The sequence below is a fragment of the Deinococcus cellulosilyticus NBRC 106333 = KACC 11606 genome (assembly GCF_007990775.1).
Lineage (GTDB): Bacteria > Deinococcota > Deinococci > Deinococcales > Deinococcaceae > Deinococcus_C > Deinococcus_C cellulosilyticus.
In genome coordinates this window covers 20785-45938 of sequence record NZ_BJXB01000021.1, presented here as the reverse complement: position 1 = coordinate 45938, position 25154 = coordinate 20785, and the positions used below count along the sequence as shown (strand labels likewise).

23 protein-coding genes are annotated in these 25154 nt (G+C 56.8%); 11 read left to right on the top strand and 12 right to left on the bottom strand.

From position 1 onward, the window contains the following. Positions 1-46 precede the first annotated feature (46 nt). Genes DC3_RS20150 through DC3_RS20135 form a run of 4 tightly spaced genes read left to right on the top strand, consistent with a single transcriptional unit; the run spans position 47 to position 1982 of the window. A complete protein-coding gene (locus DC3_RS20150) occupies positions 47-463 on the top strand; it encodes an ester cyclase (RefSeq protein WP_146887550.1) in 417 nt (138 codons plus the stop codon). Continuing rightward, positions 460-888 (top strand): hypothetical protein, encoded by a 429-nt coding sequence (locus DC3_RS20145; protein ID WP_146887549.1) that lies wholly within the window; start codon positions 460-462, stop codon positions 886-888. The genes DC3_RS20150 and DC3_RS20145 overlap by 4 nt, the downstream gene beginning before the upstream one ends. Before the next feature lie 48 nt (positions 889-936). After that, on the top strand, positions 937-1425 hold the full coding sequence (locus DC3_RS20140) for a hypothetical protein (protein ID WP_222594808.1): 489 nt from the start codon (positions 937-939) through the stop codon (positions 1423-1425). Between the two features lie 20 nt (positions 1426-1445). Beyond that, positions 1446-1982 (top strand): SRPBCC family protein, encoded by a 537-nt coding sequence (locus DC3_RS20135; RefSeq protein ID WP_146887547.1) that lies wholly within the window; start codon positions 1446-1448, stop codon positions 1980-1982. 57 nt (positions 1983-2039) lie between these two features. Here DC3_RS20135 and DC3_RS20130 read toward each other — a convergent pair whose 3' ends face one another. After that, positions 2040-3065 carry a phosphotransferase enzyme family protein gene (locus DC3_RS20130; RefSeq protein ID WP_186816150.1) on the bottom strand — a complete coding sequence of 342 codons (1026 nt, stop codon included), beginning with the start codon at positions 3063-3065 and terminating at the stop codon, positions 2040-2042. 97 nt (positions 3066-3162) lie between these two features. Continuing rightward, positions 3163-4038: a hypothetical protein gene (locus DC3_RS20125; RefSeq protein WP_146887543.1), complete on the bottom strand. Its 876-nt coding sequence runs from the start codon at positions 4036-4038 to the stop codon at positions 3163-3165. 299 nt (positions 4039-4337) lie between these two features. Between DC3_RS20125 and DC3_RS20120 the strand changes: the two genes are divergently transcribed. Beyond that, positions 4338-5234: a phosphotransferase enzyme family protein gene (locus DC3_RS20120; protein ID WP_146887542.1), complete on the top strand. Its 897-nt coding sequence runs from the start codon at positions 4338-4340 to the stop codon at positions 5232-5234. 97 nt (positions 5235-5331) lie between these two features. Then, entirely contained in the window at positions 5332-5526 is a 195-nt protein-coding gene (locus DC3_RS29285; RefSeq protein WP_186816149.1) for a hypothetical protein, read from the top strand. A gap of 120 nt (positions 5527-5646) precedes the next feature. On the opposite strand, the gene ypfJ is transcribed toward DC3_RS29285, so the two are convergent. The 5 genes from ypfJ to DC3_RS20095 all read right to left on the bottom strand — a co-directional run bounded on the left by ypfJ (position 5647) and on the right by DC3_RS20095 (position 10818). Further along, positions 5647-6459, bottom strand: coding sequence for a KPN_02809 family neutral zinc metallopeptidase (gene ypfJ, locus DC3_RS20115; RefSeq protein WP_146887540.1), 813 nt, complete (start codon positions 6457-6459; stop codon positions 5647-5649). A 225-nt stretch (positions 6460-6684) separates the two neighbouring features. Further along, positions 6685-7905, bottom strand: coding sequence for an MFS transporter (locus tag DC3_RS20110; protein ID WP_146887538.1), 1221 nt, complete (start codon positions 7903-7905; stop codon positions 6685-6687). Between the two features lie 75 nt (positions 7906-7980). Further along, positions 7981-8778, bottom strand: a complete 798-nt coding sequence (locus DC3_RS20105; protein WP_146887536.1) for an ABC transporter ATP-binding protein — start codon at positions 8776-8778, stop codon at positions 7981-7983. After that, complete coding sequence (gene ntrB, locus DC3_RS20100; protein WP_146887534.1) at positions 8771-9595, bottom strand: nitrate ABC transporter permease; 825 nt, start codon at positions 9593-9595, stop codon at positions 8771-8773. The genes DC3_RS20105 and ntrB overlap by 8 nt, the downstream gene beginning before the upstream one ends. An 11-nt stretch (positions 9596-9606) precedes the next feature. Then, positions 9607-10818 carry a CmpA/NrtA family ABC transporter substrate-binding protein gene (locus DC3_RS20095; RefSeq protein WP_146887532.1) on the bottom strand — a complete coding sequence of 404 codons (1212 nt, stop codon included), beginning with the start codon at positions 10816-10818 and terminating at the stop codon, positions 9607-9609. A gap of 363 nt (positions 10819-11181) precedes the next feature. Here DC3_RS20095 and nirB point away from each other — a divergent pair, with 363 nt between their 5' ends. From nirB to DC3_RS20075, 4 genes are all read left to right on the top strand, one after another. Further along, the gene (gene nirB, locus DC3_RS20090) at positions 11182-13710 is read left to right on the top strand and encodes a nitrite reductase large subunit NirB (protein WP_146887530.1); all 2529 of its coding nucleotides are present in this window, start codon (positions 11182-11184) and stop codon (positions 13708-13710) included. A 2-nt stretch (positions 13711-13712) separates the two neighbouring features. Further along, a complete protein-coding gene (gene nirD / locus DC3_RS20085; RefSeq protein WP_146887528.1) occupies positions 13713-14057 on the top strand; it encodes a nitrite reductase small subunit NirD in 345 nt (114 codons plus the stop codon). A 91-nt stretch (positions 14058-14148) separates the two neighbouring features. Continuing rightward, a complete protein-coding gene (locus DC3_RS20080) occupies positions 14149-18231 on the top strand; it encodes a bifunctional nitrate reductase/sulfite reductase flavoprotein subunit alpha (RefSeq protein ID WP_146887527.1) in 4083 nt (1360 codons plus the stop codon). A 9-nt stretch (positions 18232-18240) separates the two neighbouring features. Beyond that, entirely contained in the window at positions 18241-19080 is an 840-nt protein-coding gene (locus DC3_RS20075; protein WP_146887525.1) for a uroporphyrinogen-III synthase, read from the top strand. Between the two features lie 158 nt (positions 19081-19238). Here the strand turns inward: DC3_RS20075 and DC3_RS20070 are convergent, their stop codons facing one another. Continuing rightward, positions 19239-19703: a putative antibiotic biosynthesis monooxygenase gene (locus DC3_RS20070; RefSeq protein WP_146887523.1), complete on the bottom strand. Its 465-nt coding sequence runs from the start codon at positions 19701-19703 to the stop codon at positions 19239-19241. Between the two features lie 87 nt (positions 19704-19790). On the opposite strand from DC3_RS20070, the gene DC3_RS20065 reads away from it, so the two are divergent. Beyond that, positions 19791-20690 (top strand): LysR substrate-binding domain-containing protein, encoded by a 900-nt coding sequence (locus DC3_RS20065; protein WP_146887522.1) that lies wholly within the window; start codon positions 19791-19793, stop codon positions 20688-20690. 214 nt (positions 20691-20904) lie between these two features. On the opposite strand, the gene DC3_RS20060 is transcribed toward DC3_RS20065, so the two are convergent. The 4 genes from DC3_RS20060 to DC3_RS20045 are packed head-to-tail and all read right to left on the bottom strand — an operon-like array spanning position 20905 to position 24668. After that, entirely contained in the window at positions 20905-22260 is a 1356-nt protein-coding gene (locus tag DC3_RS20060; RefSeq protein WP_146887521.1) for a dihydrolipoamide acetyltransferase family protein, read from the bottom strand. 18 nt (positions 22261-22278) lie between these two features. After that, positions 22279-22512 (bottom strand): hypothetical protein, encoded by a 234-nt coding sequence (locus tag DC3_RS20055; RefSeq protein WP_146887520.1) that lies wholly within the window; start codon positions 22510-22512, stop codon positions 22279-22281. A gap of 51 nt (positions 22513-22563) precedes the next feature. Continuing rightward, on the bottom strand, positions 22564-23580 hold the full coding sequence (locus DC3_RS20050; protein ID WP_146887519.1) for an alpha-ketoacid dehydrogenase subunit beta: 1017 nt from the start codon (positions 23578-23580) through the stop codon (positions 22564-22566). Then, positions 23577-24668: a thiamine pyrophosphate-dependent dehydrogenase E1 component subunit alpha gene (locus tag DC3_RS20045; protein ID WP_146887518.1), complete on the bottom strand. Its 1092-nt coding sequence runs from the start codon at positions 24666-24668 to the stop codon at positions 23577-23579. The genes DC3_RS20050 and DC3_RS20045 overlap by 4 nt, the downstream gene beginning before the upstream one ends. Positions 24669-25154: the final 486 nt, after the last annotated feature.

Here is a 25154-nt window from a genome sequence, read left to right as displayed (position 1 = left end):
TTCTTTCACACCCCGGAATGCACACTGTCTCTCAAGAGGTCAGGGCATGTCCGAGGCGAACCGCAGCATCTTCCAGCACTTTCTGGACGAGGTGGTGGAACGGGGGAACCTGAGCGTCATCGAAGACGTGATCAGCCCGCAGTTTCTCAACCACGACCCGAGGCTCCCCCACCTTCCTCCAGACCTGGAGGGAGAGAAACGCTTCTTCGCAGAACTCCACGCTTCCTTTGAAAGTTTAGAAGTCCAGGTGCAGGAATTCCGGGCTTTTCAGGAGTTGGTGGTGTGCCGCAGCACCTGGTCGGGCATGCACGTTGGCACTTTTGCTGGCCTGCCGTGCACCAGACGCAGGGTTTCTCTGGAGGTGGTGGACATCCTGAAATTCAGGGATGGCTTTCTGATGGAACGCTGGGGCCTTCTGGACCACTGGCATCTCTTAAACCAGTTGAAGGGTGATCCAACATGAAAAGACTTTTGATTCTGGCAGCAGCTCTGGGCAGCGTTTCCTTCGCCTCCGACATGATGATGGGCAAGATGTCCGTCATGACCGTGCCCCTGATGGGGATGGGGCAGATGATGGGCTCTGCCGTGGTGGTCGCATGGCCCAGTGGAGAGCATGAAGTCTTTGTGCATGTGGAAGGCCTGACCCCGGGGTCTGGCTTGTACGCCAACCACATCCACTTCAATGAAACAAACGATGCGATGTGTTCCATGCAAAACGGCAACAAGATCATCGGCCTGAACAACCTGATGGCCGATGACAAAGGGATGGCCACCGCCTACACCAAACTCCCTGCCAGCGTGAAATTCATGATGACCCCCATGTACCTGAACATTCACGCCAACACCCCCGATGCTGTGGGACCCAGCATCATCTGCGGGGATTTCTAAGGCCTTTTCCTCCCCTGCACATGCAGGGGAGAACCCCAGAGGAAAAACATGAAAAAACTGCTTTTGTGCGCAACACTGCTGCTTGGTCTGGCCGTGGCCCAGGATCACTCTGGCATGGACCATTCCAGCATGGGGCAGGCCCCTGGCATGCCCACTTTCACCGATGAACAGAAGGCCGAGATGGCAAAAGTTGCCCGTAGGTGGGGGCTTCCCGAAGACACCGTCAAAGTCTCGGATTGCGTTCCGACCATGGGTGAGCACTGGGTCAGGCTGCAGGACTTCCCGCTGGGACCCATTTATGGCTTCATGAATGGCAAAATGGTCTTTGTGGAGATCATGCCTTCACAGGCTGATTTCGCTGCCGGAAAGTCCTGGCTGGAAACCCTGAAAACCCCAAAGGGTTACCTGAAGATTGATCATGTGGACTTTGAATTCCAGCCGATGGGTCATGAAGGTTATCCCATCCCGCACTATGACATCCATGCCTACTTCGTGCCGCACGAAGAGCACATGCAGTACTGCCTGCCTCCCCAGTGAGTCAGGCCAGAGGTGAACCCATGACGGAAAGCACCAACAGTTACCACTTCGTGACCCACTGGCGCGTGAAAAGCACCTGCCAGGAAATCAGCGACATTCTGGCAGATGCTGAAAGCCTGCCCCGCTGGTGGCCCAGTGTCTACCTGGAGGTCAAAGTCCTGAACCCCGGAAATGCCAGTGGGGTCGGCAGGGTGGTGGACCTGTACACCAAAGGCTGGTTGCCTTACACCCTGCGCTGGTCTTTCACAGTCACCGAGGTGAGGGCCCCGTATGGATTCAGCCTGGAGGCAAAAGGGGATTTTGTGGGGAGGGGCATCTGGACGTTCAGGCAGGATGGGGACTGCGTGAACATCACCTATGACTGGTCCATCGTTGCAGAAAAGCCACTGCTGAAATATCTGTCTTTTTTGATGAAGCCCATTTTTCGCTGGAACCACGAGTGGGCCATGCGCAAGGGCTTTGAAAGCCTGGAACTGGAGTTGCAGCGCAGGCATGCCCGCACCCCGGAGGAAGCCACCAGCATTCCTGCCCCTCCCATGCCCACCTTTGTCCGCTGAAGAATCATGTGACAGCCGTCCAGAATTCAACTGGACGGCTTTTTGTTTGAAGAAAGTTTATTGCGGGTCAGTCCCTTCTGCAGGATTGCAGTAACTTCCATGTTCCAGCCAGTGTTTCATGCGTCCGGTGGTGCGTTCCAGAAACCTGGGAATGTACTTGCGCACATCCGGGTTCAGGTTTTTCAGCACGTCATTGGCCAGCAGGATTGCCCGTCCAGCTTTCAGGGCTTCGATCTCTGCATCATCGAAAGTCCAGGGGAGCACCTCTGCATAGCCTTCCTGAAAAGCTGCATGGTACGCTTCCCGTTCAGGGAAGCCAATCTGGTAGTACAGGGCGTTGGCGATGTCCTGAATCGGGTGTCCCATTGCACAATCGTCAAAATCAAAGATCTGCAGGGTCTTTTTCCAGACTTTGATGTTGTGGCTGTGCAGGTCGGTGTGAAGGGGGAAGGTCTGACCCCCTCTGGCATAAATGCCATCCAGTGCAGTTTGTGCCCGGTCTGCCACAGTGCTGAACAGTTGAAGTTGCTCATCGTTCAGGTTGTCCTGACCTTCCTGGTCAAAAAGCACCACTTTGTCCCCCAGGTATATGCTGGTGGTGCCTGGAAGGGCACAGCCTTCGGGCAGCTGCCAGGAGCTTGCATGCTGGTGCAGTTTTGCGGTCACCTGACCGAGCTGCCGGAACAGCGCTGTTGATTTGCGGTCTCCCAGCAGTGGTCCTGGAATCCAGTCAAACAGGGCAGATGGAACAGGCTCTTCCATGCCAGGGACCTGCACCATCTGCAGGATTTCCCCGTCTCTGGTGCGCAGGGGTTTCACCACGGGAATGTCGGTCTCCCGGGCCAGGGCATCCAGCCAGGCCACTTCTGCATTCACATTTTCGATGCTGCGTCTGCTGTTCACATTGATGCGCAGGGCGTATTTGTTGCCCTCAGTGTCATCCACCCGGAAGGTGGTGTTGAATCCGTGGTTCAGCACGGTGAGGCGTTTGACCTCGAAAGGATAGGCTTTCAGGGCCTGAAATGCAGCCTGCCTGAGACGGTAGATCTGGGCTTTTGCCGTGAGCTGGGAGAATTCGGTCATGGAGGTCCTTTCATGAAGTGCGCTGGTTTCACTTGCTGAATATTGCATATCGTGCTATACTGTTTTTATCAGTCGCCTTAAGGGCGAATTTTTTGTTTTATCCCCTCACTCCAGCTTTGATCTGCATCACCAGCGTCCGGTACCAGCCTTCTTTCATGGCAGGAAGCTGAACCATTTCACGCACAAGGTGCTGTTTTTCAGTTTTGCTGCTGCCCGTCAGGTGAAGGGTGCGGGCAAATCCCAGTGCCTGCAGGTGCCAGAATTCTCTGGGAGGTTCCTGCATTGCGGTTTCTGTCCAGCAGAAAGGTGGGTTCCAGCGGGCCACTTTGTGTTGCTGGTCGCCCAGGTAAAACCAGAAACGGTACGGCACCGAGACATTCTTGACCTCGGGGATGGGTGCATTTCCCCACTTTGCCTTCTGATGCCACCTCCAGGTGTTGGGACTGGTTTTGAGGGCTTCCACGATCCCGATGAACCGAAGTTTGTTGCACAACACGCGGGCAGGAACGCCGTCTCTGGCAGCCCAGTGCAGCAGCAGGAGGTACAGGGACAGAAAAGTGGAGCCCCCACACACCAGATCCACAAAAGCCACCGGATGAGGGCGAGCCAGGATCTGCAGAGGGGTCAGACCCAGGGCCAGAAATTGCTGTTCAATGGCCTTTAAAGCTCCAGGGTTTTCCTTTTCAATGGAGGTCACCTCCCAGCCACCGATGGAAATGTTGAGCATCTGCAGGCGGTCTTGCCAGTGGGTGTCTTGCAGTGCACCCTGCAGGTGATCGTAAAGACTTTCAGGAGAACGCCCCACAAAAACCAGATCACAATTGTCGCTGAAGGCCAGCACTTTCGCAGCGCAGCTTCTGAGGTCCTGCAAAAATTCAGGGTAAGCTTCTGTACCTTCCTGGGGCAGGGTTCCAAGCTGTTCTGCTTTTTGCAGGTTCCATCGGAAGGGGGGTCTGCTCTGGATCGGATTCATGGGGGCACCTGATGCCCAGCGTATGGAAAACCGCAGGTCCACACATGCCTGAACTGGCGTATGCCAAAGCACTTACTGGGCGGTGCGTTTCAGGATCTTTTCCTGAGCCACAGGTCAGCATTGAGGTTCCCAATGCGTCTGGCAAGAGATTCTCTTTTGATCTTGCAAATGGACATGAATAGATTTGACAAAAAGTGCATATCAGGGTACACTGTTTTTATCAGTCGGCCAAGTGCCGACTTTTTTATTGTCTTTGTCTGTTGCTTCTCCTGCACCTCCCTCCTTCTGAAAGGCGCGTCATGCATTCCCTTCTCTCCAGCCTCAACCTTTCCGCTGCCGACCTGAAACCTCTGGGACAGGCAGAGAATTTCACCTTCCAGATTTACTTGCAGGGCAGGCCCCACCTGCTCAGGCTCAGCCCACAGGCCAGATACACCCCGGAACAACGCCAGACCGAAAGGGAACTGGTGGGTTCACTCAGACCAGACCTGCTGTTCACAGTGCAACGGCCCCTGCCCTTTCCAGATGGCAAATGGAGCCAGCAGGTTCAATTTCAGGACAGAGCATATGTGGCCAGCCTGTGGGAATTCCTGGAAGGCACATTTCTGGAGCACCCCACACTGGCACAGATGCAGGCCCTCGGTGCAGCCACAGCCCACTTTCACCGGAGGGCTCTGGCTTTTGTGAAACACCATCCTGCTCCAAGACCTCAATTTCAGGTTCCAGTGCTGGTGAAGGATCTGCTGATCCAGGAACATGATGTCTTTCACCTGCATGACCTGCTGCTGACCTTTTCGCAGCACATGGAACAGGGAAAACTGCAGATGGCCCTGATCCATGGAGACCTGCACCAGAGCAATTACCTGTTTCAGGAAGACAGGCCTGGTTTCATCGATTTCGATGACTGTCAGCACGCTCCACTGGTGATGGAATGGGCCGCCACCCTTGCCCACCAGAGTCACAGGGAAGATTTTGATGATGTGCAGCAGGCGTATTTCGCAGGCTACTTCCTGATGTTTCCAGAAATGCGGGATCAACTTGCCTTTCTGCCTCTTGCGGTGGTGGTGCGCAGGTTGTGGCTCATGGAGTGGGCCTGGGTGCGCAAAGACACCTCTTACCTCAAAGACTTTGTGCAGGACTACCTGCAGCATCATCTTCAGCAACTTCACCATGACCTGAAGCACCTGAACAACTGACAATTCCATGACCAACACCTGAAACAATACAGACACAGGAAAAGGCGTCCAGTAAGCGAAAATTCATATTTGCTCTCTGAAGTGTCAGGAGGAAATCATGGACGTGATGATGTTTTTGATCTTGATTGTCATTCTGGTGTTTTTTGTCAGCCTGATGGCGCTCGGAACCCCCAGGCGCTACCGGTCTGGAGACCCTGGAGGTGGAGCAGACATCTCTGGTGGGGACTCTTGCTGGGGTGACTCCGGTGGGGACTGTGGAGGTGGAGATGGTGGAGGAGGGGGTGGTGAGTGACCCGCTAGAAGCTGCTGCAGCCCATGCCGAACATTCTTCCTGGTCGCCGTCAAGGCGAATTTTTTGTTTTGTGCTCCAGAAAAGAAGCCCTCTTCAAAGAGGGCTTCCTGGAAAGATGTTTTACCTGAAGGTGTTGCACTTGTTGGGGTCACCTGTGCGAACACCCGTGCTGAACCACTGGTCTCGCTGGGCACTGGTCCCGTGGGTGAAGGTTTCAGGGTCAGAGTAGCCTCTGGAGCGTTCCTGCAGGGCGTCATCCCCGACCGACTGGGCAGCGACACGTCCCTCATTGATGTCCTGAGCGGTCACGATGGGGTTGCTGGTGTTTGCAAGAGAATTGGCCCACACCCCGGCAAAGCAGTCGGCCTGAAGTTCAAGACGCACTGCAGCAGAGTTGGCCCCCTGGCGGTCCCCACTGGCCTGCACCTGATCCAGAATGTTCAGTTCGTTCTGCACGTGGTGTCCCACCTCGTGGGCAATCACGTAAGCTGCAGCAAAATCCCCTTTTGCATCAAAACGACTTGCCAGAGTATCAAAGAAACTGGGGTCCACGTAGATCTTCTGGTCGTTCGGGCAGTAGAAGGGACCTGTTGCAGAGGTGGCATTGCCACACGCTGTCTGGGTTCCTGCAGTGAAGAGGGCCAGGGTCGGTTCACGGTAGGTGCGTCCAGATTTCTGGAAGACCGCCCCCCAGTACTCATCGGTGCTCCCCAGAACGGCTTTGGTGAATTGAAAGATTTCATCGTTCTTGGGTTGTGCGGTTTGCTGGGAGTTTCCATTCAGTTGATTGAGGATCTGCCCGGGATTGCCTCCGAACAGCAAACTGACAATCAGAATGATGAGGCCCGCCCCACCCCCGATGGCCAGTCCACCGCCCGGAATCCCACGACGGTCCTCCACATTTCCACTCTGTCCTAATCTTTTCCAGTCCATGGTGCCAATATAGGAAGCAGCAGGGCAGAATCCGGTAACAAACACAGAAATATTGTGATTTTTTAAGCCTTGTTTTAAGGATCGCTCTAGGAAGCAGGGCTCTCTTTGAGGGCTGTGAGCCACACCTGAAACCAGACTGCAGCATGAAAAGATGCAAAAAAAGAGGCCCATTGGGCCTCCTGTTTCTTGAACCGACTGCTGACAGCTGAGGGCTGATTGCTTTTCTCAGTCGTCTGCGGCCACCAGATTGCTGCGCACTTCTCTGGCCTGAATCATCCGCACGGCCCCCATGAAGATCGCCATGCTGATCACACTGAACCCCAGGAGCCACACGAACGCACTGGGAGCGTAGGCCTTCGCGGTGCTGGCGAACAGCAGGGGCAGGAAGAACCCACCCAGGCCGCCCAGCAGACCCACCAGGCCACCCACCACACCCATGTCTGCGCCATACCAGTTGGCGATCAGCTTGTAGGTGGAGGCTTTGCCCACACCCATCCCCACACCGAGCAGCAAAGTGGCCGTGAGGAACAGGGGCAGCGGCATGATGGAGGTGTTCAGGCTGAGCAGCAGACTGGCCACCACGCACACCACGAAGGAGTACAGGGTCACGATGCGAGGACCGAATTTGTCACTGAGGAAACCCCCCAGAGGACGCAGCAGGCTGGCAGGGAAGATGAAGAGGGCAGTCAGCAGTCCAGCGACAGCAAGGTCCATCCCATACACGGTTTTGTAATATTTGGGAAGCCAGCTGGACAGGGCCACGTAAGCACCGAAGAAGATCACGTAGTACAGACCGAATCTCCAGACCTGAATGTGCTTCAGGGGTGAGAGCCACTGGGAGAGGGTTTTGGGGGTGCTGTTCTTGCGATCTTCAGGGGCGTAGAAGTGGATGAAAGCAGCGGTCAGCAGCAGCAACACTCCGTACAGCAGGGGCACAAAGCGCCATCCGCCGGGGATCAGTGCTCCCGTGGCAGGAATCAGGGTGATCAGGGTGGGGGCAAGCAGTTTGGTGATGCTGGCACCCACATTCCCTGCACCAAAGGTCCCAAGGGCCAGGCCCTGACGCTCTCTGGGCACCCAGAACGCAATCCAGCTGTTGCCGATGGCGAAAGACACCCCGGCCAGACCCACGAAGAACGCAAGGGTGAGGATGACGTTGTAACTGCTGGCAAAGGGCAGGATGAACAGCGGAATGCTGGTGAGCAGTGTCAGGATGGTGAAGACGTTTTTTCCACCAAACTTGTCGGCCAGGATGCCCACAGGCAGACGCAGCAGAGAGCCGGTCAGCACAGGCACAGCGGTGAGCAGGGCAAACTGGGCGTCACTGAGGTTCAGCTCTTTTTGCAGCGGAATGCCGATGATGGCGAACATCACCCACACAGCGAACAGGATGGTGAATCCTGACGTGGAGGCGATCACAACTTTGTTGGCTTCGTTCTTGGGCATTTTGATTCTCCTTGCTGGGAATTGGGACAGGGATGGGAATTTCCAGAGGGCGCAGCACGCTGCGCCCCTGCAGGTTCAGGCGGGATGCGCCAGCACCACGCTCAGCAGCGAAAGCAGGTGGCTCTTGATCTTCAGGTAGGTGGGGTCTTCGATCAGTTCGGCCTTGCTGCGAGGGCGGGCCAGAGGGACTTCGATGATTTCGTGGATGCGGGCGCGGGGTCCGTTGCTCATCACCACGATGCGGTCGGCGAGGTAGATGGCCTCGTCGATGTCGTGGGTGACCATCACCACGTTCTTCTGGGTGCCGTCGGTGTTCTCTAAGGACCACATTTTCAGGAGTTCCTCGTGGAGGTTGCTCTTGGTGATGGCGTCCAGGGCTCCGAAAGGCTCGTCGAGCAGCAGTACGGAAGGATGAATGGCGAAGGCTCTGGCGATGGCCACACGCTGTTTCATGCCGCCGGAGAGTTCGCTGGGCTTCTTGTCTTTGTGGGGCATCAGGCCCACGACCGACAGGAACTCCTCCACGCGGGCTTTGCGTTCTGCGGCCCCGAGTTCAGGCTGGGCAGCTTTGACAGCTTCCAGCACGTTCTGGAACACGCTGAGCCAGGGCAAGAGCGAATAGTTCTGGAACACCATCGCGCGGTCTGGACCGGGGCCTTCGACAGAGCGACCTTTCAGGCGGATGTGCCCCTCGGAGGGTTTTTCGAGGCCGGAGATCATGTTCAGCAGGGTGCTCTTGCCGCATCCAGAGTGGCCGATCAGGGCGATGAATTCACCGGGCCAGATCTTCAGGTCCACATTCTCGACGGCGACGTAGCTTCCGAAAGCCTTGTGCACGCCTTCGATGTCCAGGGTGGGGGTGCCTTTATTCATATTTCACCTTCCGCTCGAGAAATCCGAAGAACCGGTCAAAGAGGAGTCCTGTGAACCCGATGATGAAGATCGCAGAGATCACATTCGAGAGGTTCAGGGCGTTCCAGGCGTCCCAGACGTAAAACCCGATGCCGGATTTGCCGGAGAGCATTTCTGCAGCCACGATGACCATCCAGGCAATCCCGAAGGAGATGCGCAGACCGGTGATGATGTGGGGCAGGGCAAAGGGAATCAGCACTTTGGTGATGTACTGTCCAGGGGTGAATTTGAAGACCCTGGCGACGTTCTTGAAGTCTTTTGGCAGGTTTGCGACCCCGAAGGCGGTGTTGATCACGGTGGGCCACAGGGCAGTGATGAAGATGATGAACACTGTGGCAGGCTCTGCGCTCTGGAACACGGTCAGACCGATGGGGAACCAGGCCAGAGGGCTCACGGGGCGCAGCAGTTGCACGATGGGATCGATCAGTCTCTTGGCAAAAGGGACGCTGCCCATCAGTACACCGAGGGGGATGGCCACCAGGGCACCGAGCAGGAAGCCTCCGGCCACCCGGCTGAGGGAACTCAGCAGCAGGTTCAGGATGCCCCGGTCGTTTGGACCGCGCTCGTAGTAAGGATCGGAGAGCAGGGTTTTCAGGGCCTGAAAGACATCGATAGGGGTGGGGAGGTCCTTGATGTTCTGTCCGACGATCCACCACCCGACCAGCAGGAGGGAGATGCCCGCAACAAAGAAACCGAACTGGCTTGCCGCATCTTTGAAGCCTTTGAGGACCACGCCGCTTCTTTTGACCGTGATGGGGTTGGATTGAACGTTCTGCATCTCACACCTCCTTAAATGCTGTGCTCTTTGAGGTAGGCTTCGGGTTTGCTGGGATCGAATCTGGCCTTGTCCAGGGTCATGGTCCAGGGCTTCATGTCGTCGTCAGGGAGTTTCAGACCGGCTTCTTTGGCGACCTGCTTGTAAAGGTCGTCCATGATCAGCTTCTCGGCGATTTTGTCCACATCGGGAAGTTTTTTCAGGTACCCGAAGCGCACGTACTGGGTCATGAACCAGACCGCGTGGCCGTGGCGGGGCATGCTGGTGGCCCCTTTGCGGGAGAACAGCATCATGTCGTCCAGGAATTGCCTGGTGCCGATGCCTTCACCCATGTCATAGCGGCCTTCAAGTCGGGCCTGAATGATCTCTGGAGAGGCATTGACATATTTCGATGCGCCAATCACTGAGGCGGCCTTGCGGCGGTTGGGCAGGTTGTCGAGCCAGGCGGAGGCGTCCAGAATGGCCCGCATGACGGCCATCACATCGTCTTTGCGCTCGGAGAACTGTTTGTTTAAAACCAGTGCTTTCTCAGGGTGGTGCTTCCAGATCTGCTGGGTGGTGATGTGGGTGAAACCGATGCCCTGCTGTGCAGCAACGCCGCCCCAGGGTTCACCGACGCAGTAGCCGTCCATGTTGCCGACTTTCATGTTGGCAACCATCTGGGGCGGAGGAATGGTGATGATCCCGACCTTGCTCTGGTCGATGTTGGCGGCAGCCAGCCAGTAACGCAGCCAGATGTCGTGTGTACCACCAGGGAAGGTCATGGCGAAGGTGGGGGCTTTTCCTGATTTGATCAGGCTGTCCACCCTGTCTTTGACTTTTTTGAGATCTGTGCCCACACCTTTGAAGCTGCTCTCCAGGGTGATGGCCTGGCCATTGTTGTTCAGCATCATGGCGATGGGGAGCTCTTTCCCGGCCTGTCCACCGATTCCGGTGTACACGCTGAAGGGCATCCCGAACAGGCAGTGTGCCCCCTGAATGTCTCCGGTCAAGAGGGCGTCGCGGGTGGCGGCCCAGGAGGCCATCTTCACGATGTCGACATCCACCCCGTATTTTTCGAAGTAGCCGAGCTCTTTGGCCATGACCAGGCTGGCGCAGTCCGTCAGGGCAATGAAGCCCAGCTGGATCTTCTTGCTCTGGGCTTTCACGAAGTTCACGGCGGGCACTGCACTGGCGGCCGTGACGGTGGCCGCTTTGATGAATTGACGACGGTTGAGTTTGGTCATGGGTTCTCCTTGGTTAAAGGGTGTCGTCAGAGGGGCGTCACTTCGAAAGCTGGGGGTGGAGGGCTCTGGTCGGACAGGTCTGGGAAGGACCTGTGTGGCTTTTCAACAGTTCCCCGCAGGGATGCAGTCACTATGCGGAACCCCTCACGGGTTTGTCAATAGCAAATTTGCAGAATGTGCAAAAAAAAGTGAACACTCTGCACAAATGAAGGATTGAACTAGACTTTTTTCCTGAAAAATTTGCCCAGTGTTCAATTTGTTGTTGACATCGTGCATGATTCTGGTCAAAAATGATTCACAAGCAGGACGGAAGCCCCCCGGACGTGCCGCAAAAGCGGAACAAGCTGCAAAGGAGTGAAGCCCATGTCAACACAAAACACCCACCGCCTTCTGGTGATCGGCAACGGAATGGTTGGACACAAATTTTTGGAAAGCCTGCAAAATAAGACACACAATATGGAGGTGACGGTCCTGTGCGAGGAACCCCGCCTGGCCTATGACCGTGTCCACCTCACCAGCTATTTTGATCAGCCCAAACCGGACCTCGCCATGGGGCGCATCGAGGACTACCAGGCCTGGGGCATCCGTGTGGTGATGGAGAAAGCCACCCACATCGATCGCGAACAGAAAACCGTGCACACCTCAACCCGTGCACTGAAATACGACACCCTGGTCCTCGCAACCGGCTCTTACCCCTTTGTTCCCCCCATCCAGGGCAAGGATGCCGAGGGCTGCTTTGTTTACAGAACCATCGAGGACATGGATGCCATCTATGCCTACGCCCAGTCTTCCAAAGAAGGTGTGGTCATCGGTGGGGGTCTGCTCGGTCTGGAAGCCGCAGGGGCCCTGAAAGCCCTCGGGATCAAGACCCACGTTGTGGAATTTGCCCCCCGCCTGATGCCCGTGCAGGTGGACGAGCAGGGCGGCAAGCTTCTGAAGAAAAAAATCGAGAACATGGGCATCACCGTGCACACCAGCACCGCCACCCAGAGCATCGATCTGGAAAATGGCAAGGTGAAGGGCCTGACCTTCTCGGACGGCAAGAGCATCGAAGCCCAGATGGTGATTTTCAGTGCAGGCATCCGTCCCAGAGACGAACTCGCCCGTGCGAGTGGTTTAGAGGTCGGGGAGCGCGGCGGCATCACCATCAATGAGGCGTGCCAGACCAGCGATCCCAGCATTTACGCCATCGGGGAATGTGCACTATATAAAGGTCGAATCTACGGCCTCGTGGCCCCTGGTTACACCATGGCCCGCGTGGTGGCAGACCAGCTGACCGGAGGAAAAAGCGAGTTCACAGGGGCAGACATGAGCACCAAACTCAAACTGCTGGGTGTGGATGTGGGCTCCTTCGGAGACGCCTTCGCCCAGACCCCTGGCAGTGAAGAGATGTTCTTCACCGATCCTCTGAAAGGCACCTACAAGAAACTCGTGCTCTCTGCAGACGGCAAGAAAGTGCTCGGTGGGGTGCTGGTCGGGGACTGCTCCGATTACAGCAACCTGCACAGCCTGTTCTCCAATGCCATGGACATCCCTGGCGGCCCTGAGCACCTGCTCGTTCCTGCCCCTGCTGGAGGCGGAACCCAGGTCAAGGCCACCCTCCCCATGACCGCCACGGTCTGCTCCTGCGAGAACGTCTCCAAGGGCAGCATCTGTGAAGCCGTGATGGGCGGAGCCCAGGACATCCCCAGCATCAAGAAGTGCACCAAGGCAGGTACTGGATGCGGCGGATGTGTCCCCATGGTCACCGACATCCTCAAAGAACAACTCCTCCTGATGGGTCAGGAAGTCTCCAACAGCATCTGTGAGCACTTTGATTACTCCAGACAGGAACTGTTCGACCTGATCCGCATCAAGGAATACCGCACCTTCGGTGAAGTGCTCGAAAACCACGGGCACGGGCTGGGTTGCGAAGTGTGCAAACCCGCCGTTGCCAGCATCCTTGCCTCCCTGTACAACGAGTACATCCTCAAGCAGGAACACGCTCCCCTGCAGGACACCAACGACCGCTTCCTGGCCAACATGCAGAAAGACGGAACCTACAGCGTGGTGCCCCGCGTGGCAGGCGGCGAAATCACCCCCGAGAAACTGATCGTGCTCGGAGAGGTTGCCAAAAAGTACAACCTGTACTGCAAGATCACCGGTGGACAGCGCATCGACCTGTTCGGTGCCCGCCAGGAAGAACTGCCCCTGATCTGGGCCGACCTGATCGCTGCTGGCTTCGAGTCCGGACATGCCTACGGCAAGTCCCTCAGAACTGTGAAAACCTGCGTCGGGGAAACCTGGTGCCGCTACGGGGTGCAGGACTCCACCACCCTGGGCATCAAACTCGAAGAGCGTTACAAGGGCCTGCGCTCCCCCCACAAACTCAAAGGAGGCGTCTCCGGATGCACCCGCGAGTGTGCAGAAGCCCAGGGCAAGGACTTCGGAATCATCGCCACCGAGAAGGGCTGGAACCTGTATGTGGCCGGAAACGGCGGCATGAAACCCAAGCACGCCCAGCTGCTCGCCGCCGACCTCGATGAAGAAACCCTGGTCCGTTACCTCGACCGTTTCCTGATGTACTACATCCGCACCGCAGACCGCCTGCAGCGCACCAGCGTCTGGCTGGAAAAACTTGAGGGTGGCATGGACTATCTCAGGAAAGTGATCGTGGAAGATTCCCTCGGCATTGGCGCAGAACTTGAAGCTGCCATGGTGAAGCACGTGGGCACCTACCACTGTGAGTGGAAGGAAACCCTTGCCAACCCCGAGAAGATGAAGCACTTCAGGCACTTCATCAACACCGACGAAGGTGATGACAACGTGGTGATGGTGGAAGAACGCGGCCAGATCCGCCCTGCGTTCGACTTCGAAAAAGCCGACCTCCTCCCCATGATTTCAGGAGACTGACCATGACACAGACACTGACCAGAGAAGCCGTTTGGGTTCAAGTTTGCGAATTGAACGACATTCTCCTCCATGCTGGCGTGGCCGCCAAGGTGAACGGCAAACAGATTGCGATCTTCCGGGTGGAAGAAAACCTGCTCTACGCCACCAGCAACTTTGATCCCTTCACCAAGGCGAATGTGCTTTCCAGAGGCATCATCGGGACCAAAGGCGACGTGTACAAGGTGGCCTCACCCCTGCTGAAGCACAGCTTCAACCTGAAGACCGGTGAGTACCTCGATGACCCCACCATCACCATCCCCACCTATGAAGTGCGTGTGGAAGACGGAAAAGTATGGGTCAAGGCCTGAACGACCTGCACAGAAAGCCCGGGGACGCTTCGGCGTCCCATGTGGCTTTTCTGCCTCCTGCCTTCTGCCCTTTTCCCCGAGGAGCACTCTAATGACTTCACCCACCAAAACCGTCAAAACCGTCTGCCCCTACTGCGGGGTGGGCTGCGGGATGCTTCTGACCGTGGAAAACAACACCGTCACAAAGGTGGCGGGAGATCCAGAGCATCCTGCCAATGCCGGGCGACTTTGCACCAAGGGACTCACCTCCTTTCAGGTGCTCAATCACCCTGGCCGCCTTACAGAAGCCCTGATTCGCAGAAGCCGTTACGCCGAGCGGGAAAGCACCCCGATGGGGGAGGCCCTCCAGAAGACGGCAAAACGCATTCGCCAGATCATTGACACCCACGGCCCGGACGCTTTTTCTTTTTACCTGTCCGGCCAGATTTCCACCGAAGCCCAGTACCTCGCCAACAAGCTCGCCAAGGGATTCATCCGCACCAACAACGTGGAAACCAACTCCAGACTTTGCATGTCCAGTGCAGCTGCAGGGTACAAGATGTCGCTGGGATCGGATGCCCCTCCGGGTTCCTATGAGGACATCGAAAACAGTGACCTTTTCGTGGTGATCGGTTCCAACATGGCGGACTGTCACCCGATTCTGTTCCTGAGGGTGCTTGATCAGGTCAAGGCCCGTGGTGCGAAGCTGATTGTCATTGATCCCAAGAAGACCGCCACGGCAGACAAGGCAGACCTGTTCCTGCCCATCAAGCCCGGCACCGATCTGGCCTTCCTGAATGGCCTCCTGTACCTCCTGATCGAGAACCACCGCATTGATCGCAGCTTCATCCGTGAGTACACCGAGGGATTTCAGGAACTCGCTGCTTTTGTGCAGGACTACACCCCCGAGAAGGTCAGCCAGATCACCGGAATACCCGAGAAGGTGCTGCGCCACACCGCAAAACTGATCGGGGAAGCCCGTGAATTCATGACCTTCTGGACCATGGGCCTCAACCAGAGCACCCACGGCACCTGGCACACCAATGCCATCATCAACCTGCATCTGGCGACGGGCAAAATCTGCCGCACCGGAAGCGGGCCTTTTTCCCTGACCGGTCAACCCAATGCCATGGGAGGCCGCGAAGTCGGTTACATGTCCCATGCCCTTCCGGGCCAGCGGGCCATTGCCAGTGCAGAAGACCGCGCTTTTGTCGAGAAAGTCTGGGGTGTGCCTGAAGGAACCATCCCTCCAAAACCCGGTCTGGACGCTGTACCGATGTTCGAGGCCATGAAAGACGGCAAGATCAAAGGGGTGTGGGTGATTGGCAGCAACCCGGTCGCCAGCATGCCCAACCGCCAGAAGGTCATCGACGGTCTGGAAGAGTCCGAACTGGTCATTGTGCAGGACACCTTTCTGGAAAGTGAAACCGGGAACTTCGCAGACATCCTGCTCCCCGGTGCCCTGTGGGCCGAGGCGGAAGGGGTGATGGTCAACAGTGAGCGCAACGTGGCCCTGACCCAGAAGGCCGTGGACGCTCCGGGGGATGCTCTCCCCGACTGGCAGATCATTGCAGAAGTGGCCCGTGAGATGGGTTATGGGGAGCACTTCAATTACAGCAGTGCCAGCGATGTCTTTGAGGAGATCAAGAAAACCTGGAACCCCAGAACCGGGTATGACCTGCGCGGCATCACCCATGACAGGCTGCGTGAAAGCACCGTGCAGTGGCCCTGCGCTCCCGAAGGTGAAAAACGCAATCCCATCCGCTACCTGAACGATGGGGTGAGCCAGTCTCTGCTCACCCTGAAAGACGGCACCCAGCCTGAATTTGCTTTCCCCACCGACACTGGAAAGGCCAAATTCCTGGCCCGTCCTTACCTCCCTCCCCAGGAGCTCCCGGATGAGGAGTACAGCTTCGTGCTGAACACGGGTCGGTTGCCCCACCAGTGGCACACCATGACCAAGACGGGCAAGATTCCCACCCTGAACAAGCTCAACCCAGAGCCTTTTGTGGAGATCCACCCGGATGATGCAAAAACCCTGGGCGTCAAAGCAGGAGATCAACTGGAGATCCGCTCCAGACGCGGGAAAGCCGTGCTCCCTGCCCAGATCACCAACCGGGTGCAGCCTGGAAACCTGTTTGCTCCCATCCACTGGAATGATTTGTTTGGAGAGGACCTGTGCATCAATGCGGTCACCAATGACGCGAAAGATCCCATCTCCCTGCAGCCAGAATTGAAATTCTGCGCTGTGGCGCTCATAAAAGTGGAGGCCGAGCAGCGCGAACTGGTCCCTGTGACAGCAGGCAAGGCAGAAGCCGTTCCTGCACAGGCTTTTGCAACTCCCGTAGACGCCCTGCGCTCTGCTCTGGGGCTGCGTGAAGTGGTCACGGTCAACTTTGAATCCCATGAGGAAAGTTACCTCTCCGGGTTTCTGGTCGGTCTGGGACGCTCCTACTCCCCCCAGATGCCCTCGGTGCCCACCCTGCCCACCAATGCCCCCCTGACCCCCACCAAACGGGACTGGGTGAATGGACTGCTGGCCGGAATGTTCTCCAGAGGTGCACCAGGCACCCTGCCCGAACCTTCCTATTCCACGGCCCAGAGCATCCTGATTCTGTACGGATCTCAGACTGGAAATGCAGAAGGCATTGCCCAGACCCTCTCCGACAGTCTGGAAAGTCAGGCCGTTTCCACCAAGGTGCTCAGCATGTCCGACTTCAAGGTTGAGGGTCTGCAGAACGAGCATACCGTGATCCTGATCTCCAGCACCTACGGAGACGGCGATCCACCAGACAACGCAAAAGCCTTCTGGGACGAACTGACTCAATACCAGGGCAACCTGAGCCACCTGAAATATGCAGTTCTTGCCCTCGGGGACAGCAATTACGATTCTTTCTGCCAATTTGGGAAGAACCTCGAAGCCCGCATGGCAGCCCTCTCTGCCGTGGCCCTGCACCCCAGGGTGGATTGCGATGCCGATTATTCTGGCACCTCCTCCACCTGGACCAAACAGCTCACCCGCATTCTCTCGGGCCAGAAAGCTCCAGAACCCAAAGCAGGCAGTAAACCTGCATCCAGCAAGTACTCCAAGGCCAGTCCCTTCCCTGCCAAACTGGTGGTCAACCGCAGAATCACTGCCCCCGGCTCCGAAAAAGACGTGCGGCACTTCGAGTTTGACCTTTCCGGTTCTGGCCTGACCTACGAGGCCGGAGACGCACTGGGCATCATCCCCACCAATGATCCCGAACTGGTGCAGGAAATTCTGCTGAGTCTGGAACTGACGGGCAAGGAGAGTGTCAGTGTCAAAGATGGAGAACAGCGCCTGTTTGAGGCCCTGTTCCGGCACTATGACATCGCCAGACCCGGCACCGACTTCATCCAGGCCCTCGCAGAGCGCACCGGAGACGGCAAACTCCGTGCCCTTCTGGACCCCGAGCGCAAAGCCGAACTCAGGGATTTCCTGTGGGGCAAACAGATTGCCGATCTGCTGGGCATGTACCGGGTGAAGTTCAGCGCTGCCGAGTTTGCCTCCCTCCTGAAACCCCTGCAGTCTCGCCTGTACAGCATTTCTTCCAGCCCCAGACTGGACCCCAACCGCGTCTCACTCACGGTTTCGGTGGTGCGTTATCAGGGGAATGGCAAGATCCGCAAAGGGGTGTCCTCTGGATTCCTGGCCGACCGTGCCCAGGTCAGTCCGGTGCCTCTCTTCGTGCAGAAGAATGCCACTTTCAAACTGCCCAAAGACCAGACGGCTCCGGTCATCATGATTGGTCCAGGCACCGGGATTGCCCCTTTCCGTGCGTTCCTGCATGACCGTCAGGCCAGCGGAGCCACTGGAAGAAACTGGCTCTTTTTTGGAGAGCAGCGCCAGAACACCGACTTCCTGTATCAGGAGGAACTGCTTGCCCTGCAGCAGAGGGGCATCCTCCACAAACTGGACACCGCCTTCTCCCGCGACCAGAAAGAAAAAGTCTACGTGCAGCACCGCATGCTCGAAAAAGCAAAAGAACTCTACGGCTGGATGCAAGACGGTGCACACATCTACATCTGCGGAGACGCAAGCCGCATGGCAAAAGATGTCGACCAGACCCTGCAGCGCATCCTGATGCAGCAAGGCAGCATGTCTGAAGACAGTGCCAGAGAGTACCTGGGGACCCTTGGGCAGCAGAAACGTTACCTCAGAGATGTGTATTAAGGAGAAAATATGGCCTGGTTTGATGGACTGAAAGTGCTCTCTCTGGAAACCCGCAGACGCGAAGAGATGCTGACCCTGATCGAAAAATACGAGGGGGTGCCCACCGTGGTCCCCAGCCTGCGAGAAGTGGCCCTCGACACCAACACCGAACTGATGCGCTTTGTGGAGCGTTTAGAGGCTGGAAATGTGGACTATCTGGTCTGCATGACCGGCGTCGGCACCCGCATGTTCCTGCGCGATGTGGTCAAATGCTACCCCGAGGCTTTAAAAGCCCTCAGAAATGTCAACATCGTGATCCGGGGAAACAAGCCCCTCAAAGCCCTCAAGGAATTTGGCCTTTCTGGAATCATGGTGAAAAAACCCCACACCTGGAGGGAGGTGCAGGACTTCCTGCTCTCCATCAGCCTGCAGGATGCTTTTGTCAGCATTCTGGAGTTCGGGGAACCCACCCCAATCGTCCTGATGGACAGCCTGAAAGAGCAGGGGGCCACCGTGCAGAGCATTCCGGTGTACCGCTGTGTCCTGCCCGAAGATCCCACCCCACTGCAAGAGGCCGTCAGAGGTTGCATCAGGGGTGAATTTGATGTGCTGTTGCTCTCCAGTGGCACCCAGATCGTGCACTTTTTAAAGTGTGCCCGCGACATGGGACTGGAATTTGACCTCCGGCAGTCTTTGAAGCGCATGGTGATCTGCTCCATCGGTCCGGCCTGCAGTGAAGCTGTGGGAGACCTGGATCTCAGCATGGATGTGGAAGCCAGCCCACACAAGATGGGCATTCTGGTCCGTCAGGCCTCTGAGAACGCCGCAGGCATTTTGCAGCAGAAAAGGCCCGTGACCAGCTGGTTTTAAGAAGTTGACTGTTTACTGTAAACAGTTCACAGCGGGCTGATGATGCTCTGGTTTGGACACCTGAAAAAGAGAACCTCTTTCTGTTCAAAAGGGGTTCTCTCTGGGGTTGGTTTGCTGTCTCGCTTTTCTGACGTGGAAAAGCTTGAACTGTGGACTGTTTACTGACGAAAAATCCAGCTCCTCATTCCCTTCACCAGTCTGGGCATGATCAGCAAACTGATGGTGGGCACGGCAATCAGGGTGATGATCAGGGTCAGGACAGGCAAAGCCACATGCCCGAAAAGCACAGGCAGCAGCAGGTAAAGCAGCACAGTGATGGTGGGGTAGGTACCGAGCCAGAGGGCAAAAGCCATCCTGTGGTTGGGTTTGCCTTTCAGAGCAGGCACAGTGACCCAGTTTCTGAAGAGGGTTCTGAACAGAGGCATCAGCAGGTAGTGGACGGTGGGCACGACCATCAGGGTGGCGATGAGGGCCACTTCGAAGGTCGGGAGTTTGCCAAACACAAAAGGTCCAATCAGGGTCAAAACCAGGGTGATGGTGGGGTAAATGGCAAGCCAGCGCAGGAAAGTCAGGCGAATTTGTGTGGTGTTTGCAGCAGTGGGTTGGTTCAGGATCTGTGTCATCGTGTCCTCCTTGATCTGAGGACAGTATGGCGATTTTGATTGATAAAATCCAATACTTTAGAATGGCATTTTTGATAAGCTGGACTTATGAGTCAACCTCTGGAGATGCGTCACCTGCGGTACTTCGTGGCCGTGGCCGAAGAACTGAATTTCACCCGTGCAGCAGAGCGGGTGTTCCTGACCCAGCCCGCCCTGAGCCAGCAGATCAAAAGCCTGGAAGAAATTCTGGGGGTCACGTTGCTGGACCGCAATCAGCGCAAAGTCCGACTGACCGACGCTGGACAGGCTTTCCTGGAAGGGGCCAGACGCACCCTCCATGAAGCAGACCGTGCCATCCGGGAGGCCCGCAGAGCCGATGGCATCCCCAGAGTCACGCTGGGTTATGTGGAATATGCTTTTCAGTCGGTTGCAGGTCCCATCATCCGCACACTTCTGAAAGAACACCCGGAAATTCGTCTGGAGCGTCGTGAAGTGCCCCATTACCATGTGGCAGAAGCCCTGGAAGACCGCCTGATTGATGTGGGCTTTGGGGTGCTCCCCATGGAAGGCCCGAACATTGAAAATCAGGTGATGGGTCAGGCCCACTGGCAACTGGTGGTCCCAGCAAAACACCCTCTGGCAAAACTCAAAACCCTCCCTCTTTCCGCACTGGAAGGCCAGAACCTGATCATGTTCTCCCGACAGATGAACCCGGTTCTGTACGAGCAGGTGACTGGACGCATTCGCAAGGCAGGCATTGAACCGAGTGTGGTTTATGAAACCGCACAGCTGGAAGCTGGACAGAACATGGTGGAAATCGGGGTGGGGTTCTGGGTGGTCACCACCTACATCATCGCAGATGGATTGCCTCCCACACTTGTTGCCCGTGATCTGGAAGGTTTTGAACCCCTGCAGATGGGGATGGCCTGGAGAAAAGGGGAAGAGGGGGGACCGCTTGGGACGATTTTGAAAAGGTGCAGGGGGGAGAAGGCTGGGTGGGGTTTTTGAGTGGGTGGGCGTTTGGGAGCACTGAGGCCAGATCCCCCTGCCTGTCACTGCGTTCCAGGCTGTCCCCCTTAACGAAGGGGGATTGGTGTGCGTCTGGGATGATGTCCAGCTCAGTAGACCAACAACCCCCCTTTGTTAAGGGGGGACCACAGAGCGAAGCGATGTGCGGGGGGATCTGGCCTCAGCAACCTCAAACGCCATTGCAGGGATAAATTTAAGCGTTCAACACCAGCAACTCAGGTGTTTCCAGCAACCTGATCACTTCCTTGCAGAACCTGGCGGCCTCTGCACCATCCACCAGACGGTGATCGAAGCTCAGGGACAGGTACATCATGTGGGCCACCACGATTTCATCGTTGGCATTCACGATGGGGCGTTTTTGGATGCTGTGAATGCCCATGATCGCTGCGTCTGGCACGTTGATGATCGGGAAGCTGAAGAGGGCTCCGATGGACCCGATGTTCGTAATGGAAAAGGTGCTGCCACTCATGCGCTCGGGGGTCAGTTTGCCCGTGCGGGCAAGTTCGGCCACCTCCTGGATTTCCTGGGCCAGATCCAGAATGGTCTTTTTGTCGGCATCGCGGATCACAGGGACCACCAGTCCGGCTTCGGTGGCCACAGCCATGCCCATGTTGTAATAGGCTTTCTGCACGATTTCCTGTTTTGCCTCATCGAAGGAGGTGTTCAGGGCAGGGAACTTTTTCAGGGCCATGATGATGGCCTTGAAGATGAAAGGCAGGTAGCTGAGTTTCACGCCCTCTTTTTCAAGGTGGGGTTTAAGTTTTTCACGCAAAGCCACCAGTGCAGTCAGGTTCGCCTCGTCGACTGTCAGGGTGCGCACGGTGTACAGGTGGGAGGCCTGCATCTGCTGGCTGATGGCACGGCGAAGACCCCTGAGTGGGACGCGGGTTTCGCGGTCCTCGTAACCTTTGGGGGTGCGGTACTGCACAGGGGAGGGGAAGTTGGAAGGGGCTCCGCCTCCAGTGGCAGGCTTCAGGCTTTCGGCGTGTTTGTGCACGTCGATCACCCGGATGCGGCCATTGGGTCCACTGCCCTTTACCTCATTGATGTCGATTTCGAGTTCGCGGGCAAGCTGTCTGGCCGCAGGAACCGCCAGTGCACGGCCATGCACTGAACCCTGGGGCACGTTGATCTGTGCAGCATTCTCCTTGAGGGCGGCAGAAGGCTGACGGATCGAATCGGGCATCTTGACCTGCTCGGCCTCACCGAAGGCTTTGAACAGGCTCAGTTCATCGCCAGAGTCTTCTTTCTGCTCCTGCAGGGCATCCACCTGTGCTGGTGTGGCGACAGGCTGGGCAGAAGTGTCTTCCCCAACTTCCGCAATGATGGCGATGGGGGCGTGCACCGGGACGATGTCTCCCACCTTGACCAGTTGCGCTTGCAGCACACCCGAAATCGGGCTGGGCAGTTCAACGGTGACCTTGTCGGTCATGACTTCGATGTAAGGCTGGTCCTTTTCGATCTTTTGGCCGACCTCGACCATCCAGCGGAGGACTTCCCCTTCCACCACCGATTCGGCCAGTTCGGGCAGACGGATTTCTTTTGGCATGGTTTCCCCTTTTGTGTCTCAGGTGAAGGCGAGCACCAGTCGGACCAGTGCCCAGATTCCTATGGCGATGGCAACACCGCGAATGAATTTGTCTTCTTTTGCATAAATCCAGCAGCCCACAGCGAGCAGGCCGTAGAAGGCCGCTGCCCCGACCTCATCCCAGGGGGCAGGCAGGCGGCTGGAGAGGTTGAAGACGAACAGTCCAAGGAGCAGACCGGAAATGCTGATCACAAAGCGAGGCAGGTTTTGCACGTTTACAGCTTCCAACACTTTGAGGTCGGCATGCAACGTCTGCTCCCCATCTCAGTACCCCAGCGATTTGGCTGCAGCCCGCAGGATGCGGTTTGGACCGGGCAAATACACCTTGTCCAGCGCGTAAGGATAGGGGGTGTCAAACCCTGCCACCTGCACCACCGGAGCCAGCATCTGGTCAAACAGTTCTTCCTGAATCACGTAGGCGACCTCTCCCATGAAGTTGGAGGTTCTGGGGGCTTCGGAGATCAGGACCACGCGGCCCGTTTTGGCAACGCTGGCAAGCACCGCTTCACGGTCCCAGGGGATCAGGGTGCGCAGGTCGATGACTTCAGGCTGGATGCCTTCGGCCTTGAGGGCCTCTGCGGCCTTGATCACGTCGGGCATCACGCCACCGTACCCGATCAATGTGATGTCGCTGCCTTCCATGCGAATCGCAGCTTTTCCGAAAGGAATGGTGTAATCCTCGGTGGGCACGTCTTCCTTGAAGGAGCGGTACAGGCGCTTGGGCTCGAAGAACATCACGGGGTCATCCAGACGGATGGCCTCTTTGAGGAGTCCCTTGGCGTCGTAAGGGGTGGAGGGCATCACGACCTTCAGACCGGGTGTGTGGGTGAAGTACGCTTCAGGGCTCTGGGAGTGGTGGTTTCCGCCCCGCACGCCTCCGCCGGATGGGGTGCGGATCACCATCGGGCAGTAGAAGCCGCCCCCGCTGCGGTAACGGATTTTCGCTGCCTGGGAGACGATCTGGTCAAAGCCAGGATACAGGTAGTCTGCAAACTGGATCTCAGCCACGGGACGCAGACCCCGGATGCACATCCCCACAGCAGCCCCCACGATGGAAGCTTCTGAAAGGGGGGTGTCAAAAACCCGTTTGTTGCCGAACTCGGCCTGCAGACCTTCGGTGGCCAGGAACACCCCACCCCTCTTGCCCACGTCCTCCCCGAAGACCAGCACGTTGGGGTCCCTCAGGAGTTCCTCACGCATGGCCTCGTTGATGGCCTGGATCAGGTTGAGGGGTTTGCGGACCGGAGCAGCAGAGGGTTTTTCAGGACTTTGCATGGTCATAGGTTCTCCTCCCTGAGGTAGAGGGCCTGCTGAGCGAGGTGGTCCGGAAGGTCGCTGTACACGTCATCGAACAGGATCTCCCAGGTCGGATAACCCGAAGCATCGGACTTCTGCAGGGCCTCTTCGAACTCTGCGAGTACACTCCCATAGTAAGCCTCGATTTCTTCTCTGGCTGGAAGAATGCCCTCTTTTTCAAGGAAGCGTTCAAAGCGCACCAGGGGGTCCTGCGCCCTCCAGGACTCCACTTCATCCTTGCTGCGGTAACGGGAATCGTCGTCAGAACTGGAGTGGGTCCCGATGCGGTAGGTCAGGCATTCGATCAGCACAGAGCCGTTTCCGGCCCGGATGTATTCTGCAGCCTGTTTGACCACTGCACGCACGGCGAGCACATCCTGCCCATCCACATAAAAGCCAGGGATGCCGTAAGCATGACCTTTGACCGCAATGTTCTTGCTGTTGGTCTGGTCCTTGACATTCAGGCTGATGGCGTACTGGTTGTTCTCGCAGATGAACAGGCACGGGGCCTTGTTTGCGGAGGCCATGTTCACACCTGCGTGCCAGTCCCCCTCGCTGGTGGCACCCTCACCGAAGGTGCAGACGGTGATTTCATCGGTTCCAAGGTATTTCTGGGCAATGGCGGTTCCTGCAGCGGGGGCAATGTGGCTGCCGATGGCGCTGCAGATGGACGCAATGTGGTTCTCGGGGTCCGAGAAGTGCTGGGGCATCTGGCGGCCCTTGCACACGTCCTCATTGCTGCCCAGAAGCTGGGCGATCCAGCGGCCCATCGGCATCCCCAGGGTCAGGAGCAGGCCATTGTCCCGGTAATAAGGCCAGAACCAGTCGTGTTTCTTTTTGACGCCCCAGGCAATGCCAATCTGGGTGGCTTCCATGCCGGTGCTCTGGGCGTAAAAACTGGTTTTCCCCTGCCTTAAAATGGGGATGAGGCGTTCATCACACACGCGGGCGCGGATCATGTCCCGGTGGATTTGTAAAAGTTCATCCACACTTAAATCCAGCTCGAACGGCTGGGTGCGGGAACCATCCTCGCCAATCAGGCGGATCGGCTGGTTGGTGAATGCTTCAAACATGCAAACCTCCAGAAAGGAACGACCTGTCCCTTACCATCTTAGGGCTTCTTGCGTGCAGGATGTGAGTTATAACAGTATGATACCCTCAGAACCACCCTTTCCAACAAGTCAGAATTTAAGCCAAAATGGACATTTTTACTTATAAAACCCGCGATATGGCACTTTTTGAGGATATAAACTTTGTCGTTTCGCAAAATGTTTGCAAATCCTACTTTCGAGCATTGGTTCTCAGGTGCAGGTCCTGGGAACACCACCTCTGGAAGGAGCAGGTCTTAGAGGCTCCAGGCATCCCGGAAGATGCCCTTTTGCCAGACTGACCAGAAAAACCTGATCTGGCAGAGAAAGAAGGGTTGAGTCAGGGGTCTGAAGAATAAGGGATTGTTATAATCTTAGGCTATCGCCATTCTTTAGACTTTGCAGATACCATTGGCCCCAGCATGGACCTATTGTGGTAGGTCTTATTGCTGGGAGCCTATCTGGGTGGAG

Excerpts from the sequence above, each read along its gene's own strand:
- DC3_RS20140 (WP_222594808.1), top strand. The coding sequence starts at position 937 with ATGAAAAAACTGCTTTTGTGCGCAACACTGCTGCTTGGTCTGGCCGTG.
- DC3_RS20080 (WP_146887527.1), top strand. The coding sequence starts at position 14,149 with ATGACTTCACCCACCAAAACCGTCAAAACCGTCTGCCCCTACTGCGGG.
- DC3_RS20145 (WP_146887549.1), top strand. The coding sequence starts at position 460 with ATGAAAAGACTTTTGATTCTGGCAGCAGCTCTGGGCAGCGTTTCCTTC.
- DC3_RS29285 (WP_186816149.1), top strand. The coding sequence starts at position 5,332 with ATGGACGTGATGATGTTTTTGATCTTGATTGTCATTCTGGTGTTTTTT.
- DC3_RS20110 (WP_146887538.1), bottom strand. The coding sequence starts at position 7,905 with ATGCCCAAGAACGAAGCCAACAAAGTTGTGATCGCCTCCACGTCAGGA.
- DC3_RS20070 (WP_146887523.1), bottom strand. The coding sequence starts at position 19,703 with ATGACACAGATCCTGAACCAACCCACTGCTGCAAACACCACACAAATT.
- DC3_RS20125 (WP_146887543.1), bottom strand. The coding sequence starts at position 4,038 with ATGAATCCGATCCAGAGCAGACCCCCCTTCCGATGGAACCTGCAAAAA.
- DC3_RS20105 (WP_146887536.1), bottom strand. The coding sequence starts at position 8,778 with ATGAATAAAGGCACCCCCACCCTGGACATCGAAGGCGTGCACAAGGCT.
- nirD (WP_146887528.1), top strand. The coding sequence starts at position 13,713 with ATGACACAGACACTGACCAGAGAAGCCGTTTGGGTTCAAGTTTGCGAA.
- DC3_RS20060 (WP_146887521.1), bottom strand. The coding sequence starts at position 22,260 with ATGCCAAAAGAAATCCGTCTGCCCGAACTGGCCGAATCGGTGGTGGAA.
- nirB (WP_146887530.1), top strand. The coding sequence starts at position 11,182 with ATGTCAACACAAAACACCCACCGCCTTCTGGTGATCGGCAACGGAATG.
- DC3_RS20120 (WP_146887542.1), top strand. The coding sequence starts at position 4,338 with ATGCATTCCCTTCTCTCCAGCCTCAACCTTTCCGCTGCCGACCTGAAA.
- DC3_RS20130 (WP_186816150.1), bottom strand. The coding sequence starts at position 3,065 with ATGACCGAATTCTCCCAGCTCACGGCAAAAGCCCAGATCTACCGTCTC.
- DC3_RS20045 (WP_146887518.1), bottom strand. The coding sequence starts at position 24,668 with ATGTTTGAAGCATTCACCAACCAGCCGATCCGCCTGATTGGCGAGGAT.
- DC3_RS20050 (WP_146887519.1), bottom strand. The coding sequence starts at position 23,580 with ATGACCATGCAAAGTCCTGAAAAACCCTCTGCTGCTCCGGTCCGCAAA.
- DC3_RS20075 (WP_146887525.1), top strand. The coding sequence starts at position 18,241 with ATGGCCTGGTTTGATGGACTGAAAGTGCTCTCTCTGGAAACCCGCAGA.
- DC3_RS20095 (WP_146887532.1), bottom strand. The coding sequence starts at position 10,818 with ATGACCAAACTCAACCGTCGTCAATTCATCAAAGCGGCCACCGTCACG.
- DC3_RS20135 (WP_146887547.1), top strand. The coding sequence starts at position 1,446 with ATGACGGAAAGCACCAACAGTTACCACTTCGTGACCCACTGGCGCGTG.
- ypfJ (WP_146887540.1), bottom strand. The coding sequence starts at position 6,459 with ATGGACTGGAAAAGATTAGGACAGAGTGGAAATGTGGAGGACCGTCGT.
- DC3_RS20150 (WP_146887550.1), top strand. The coding sequence starts at position 47 with ATGTCCGAGGCGAACCGCAGCATCTTCCAGCACTTTCTGGACGAGGTG.
- DC3_RS20065 (WP_146887522.1), top strand. The coding sequence starts at position 19,791 with ATGAGTCAACCTCTGGAGATGCGTCACCTGCGGTACTTCGTGGCCGTG.
- ntrB (WP_146887534.1), bottom strand. The coding sequence starts at position 9,595 with ATGCAGAACGTTCAATCCAACCCCATCACGGTCAAAAGAAGCGGCGTG.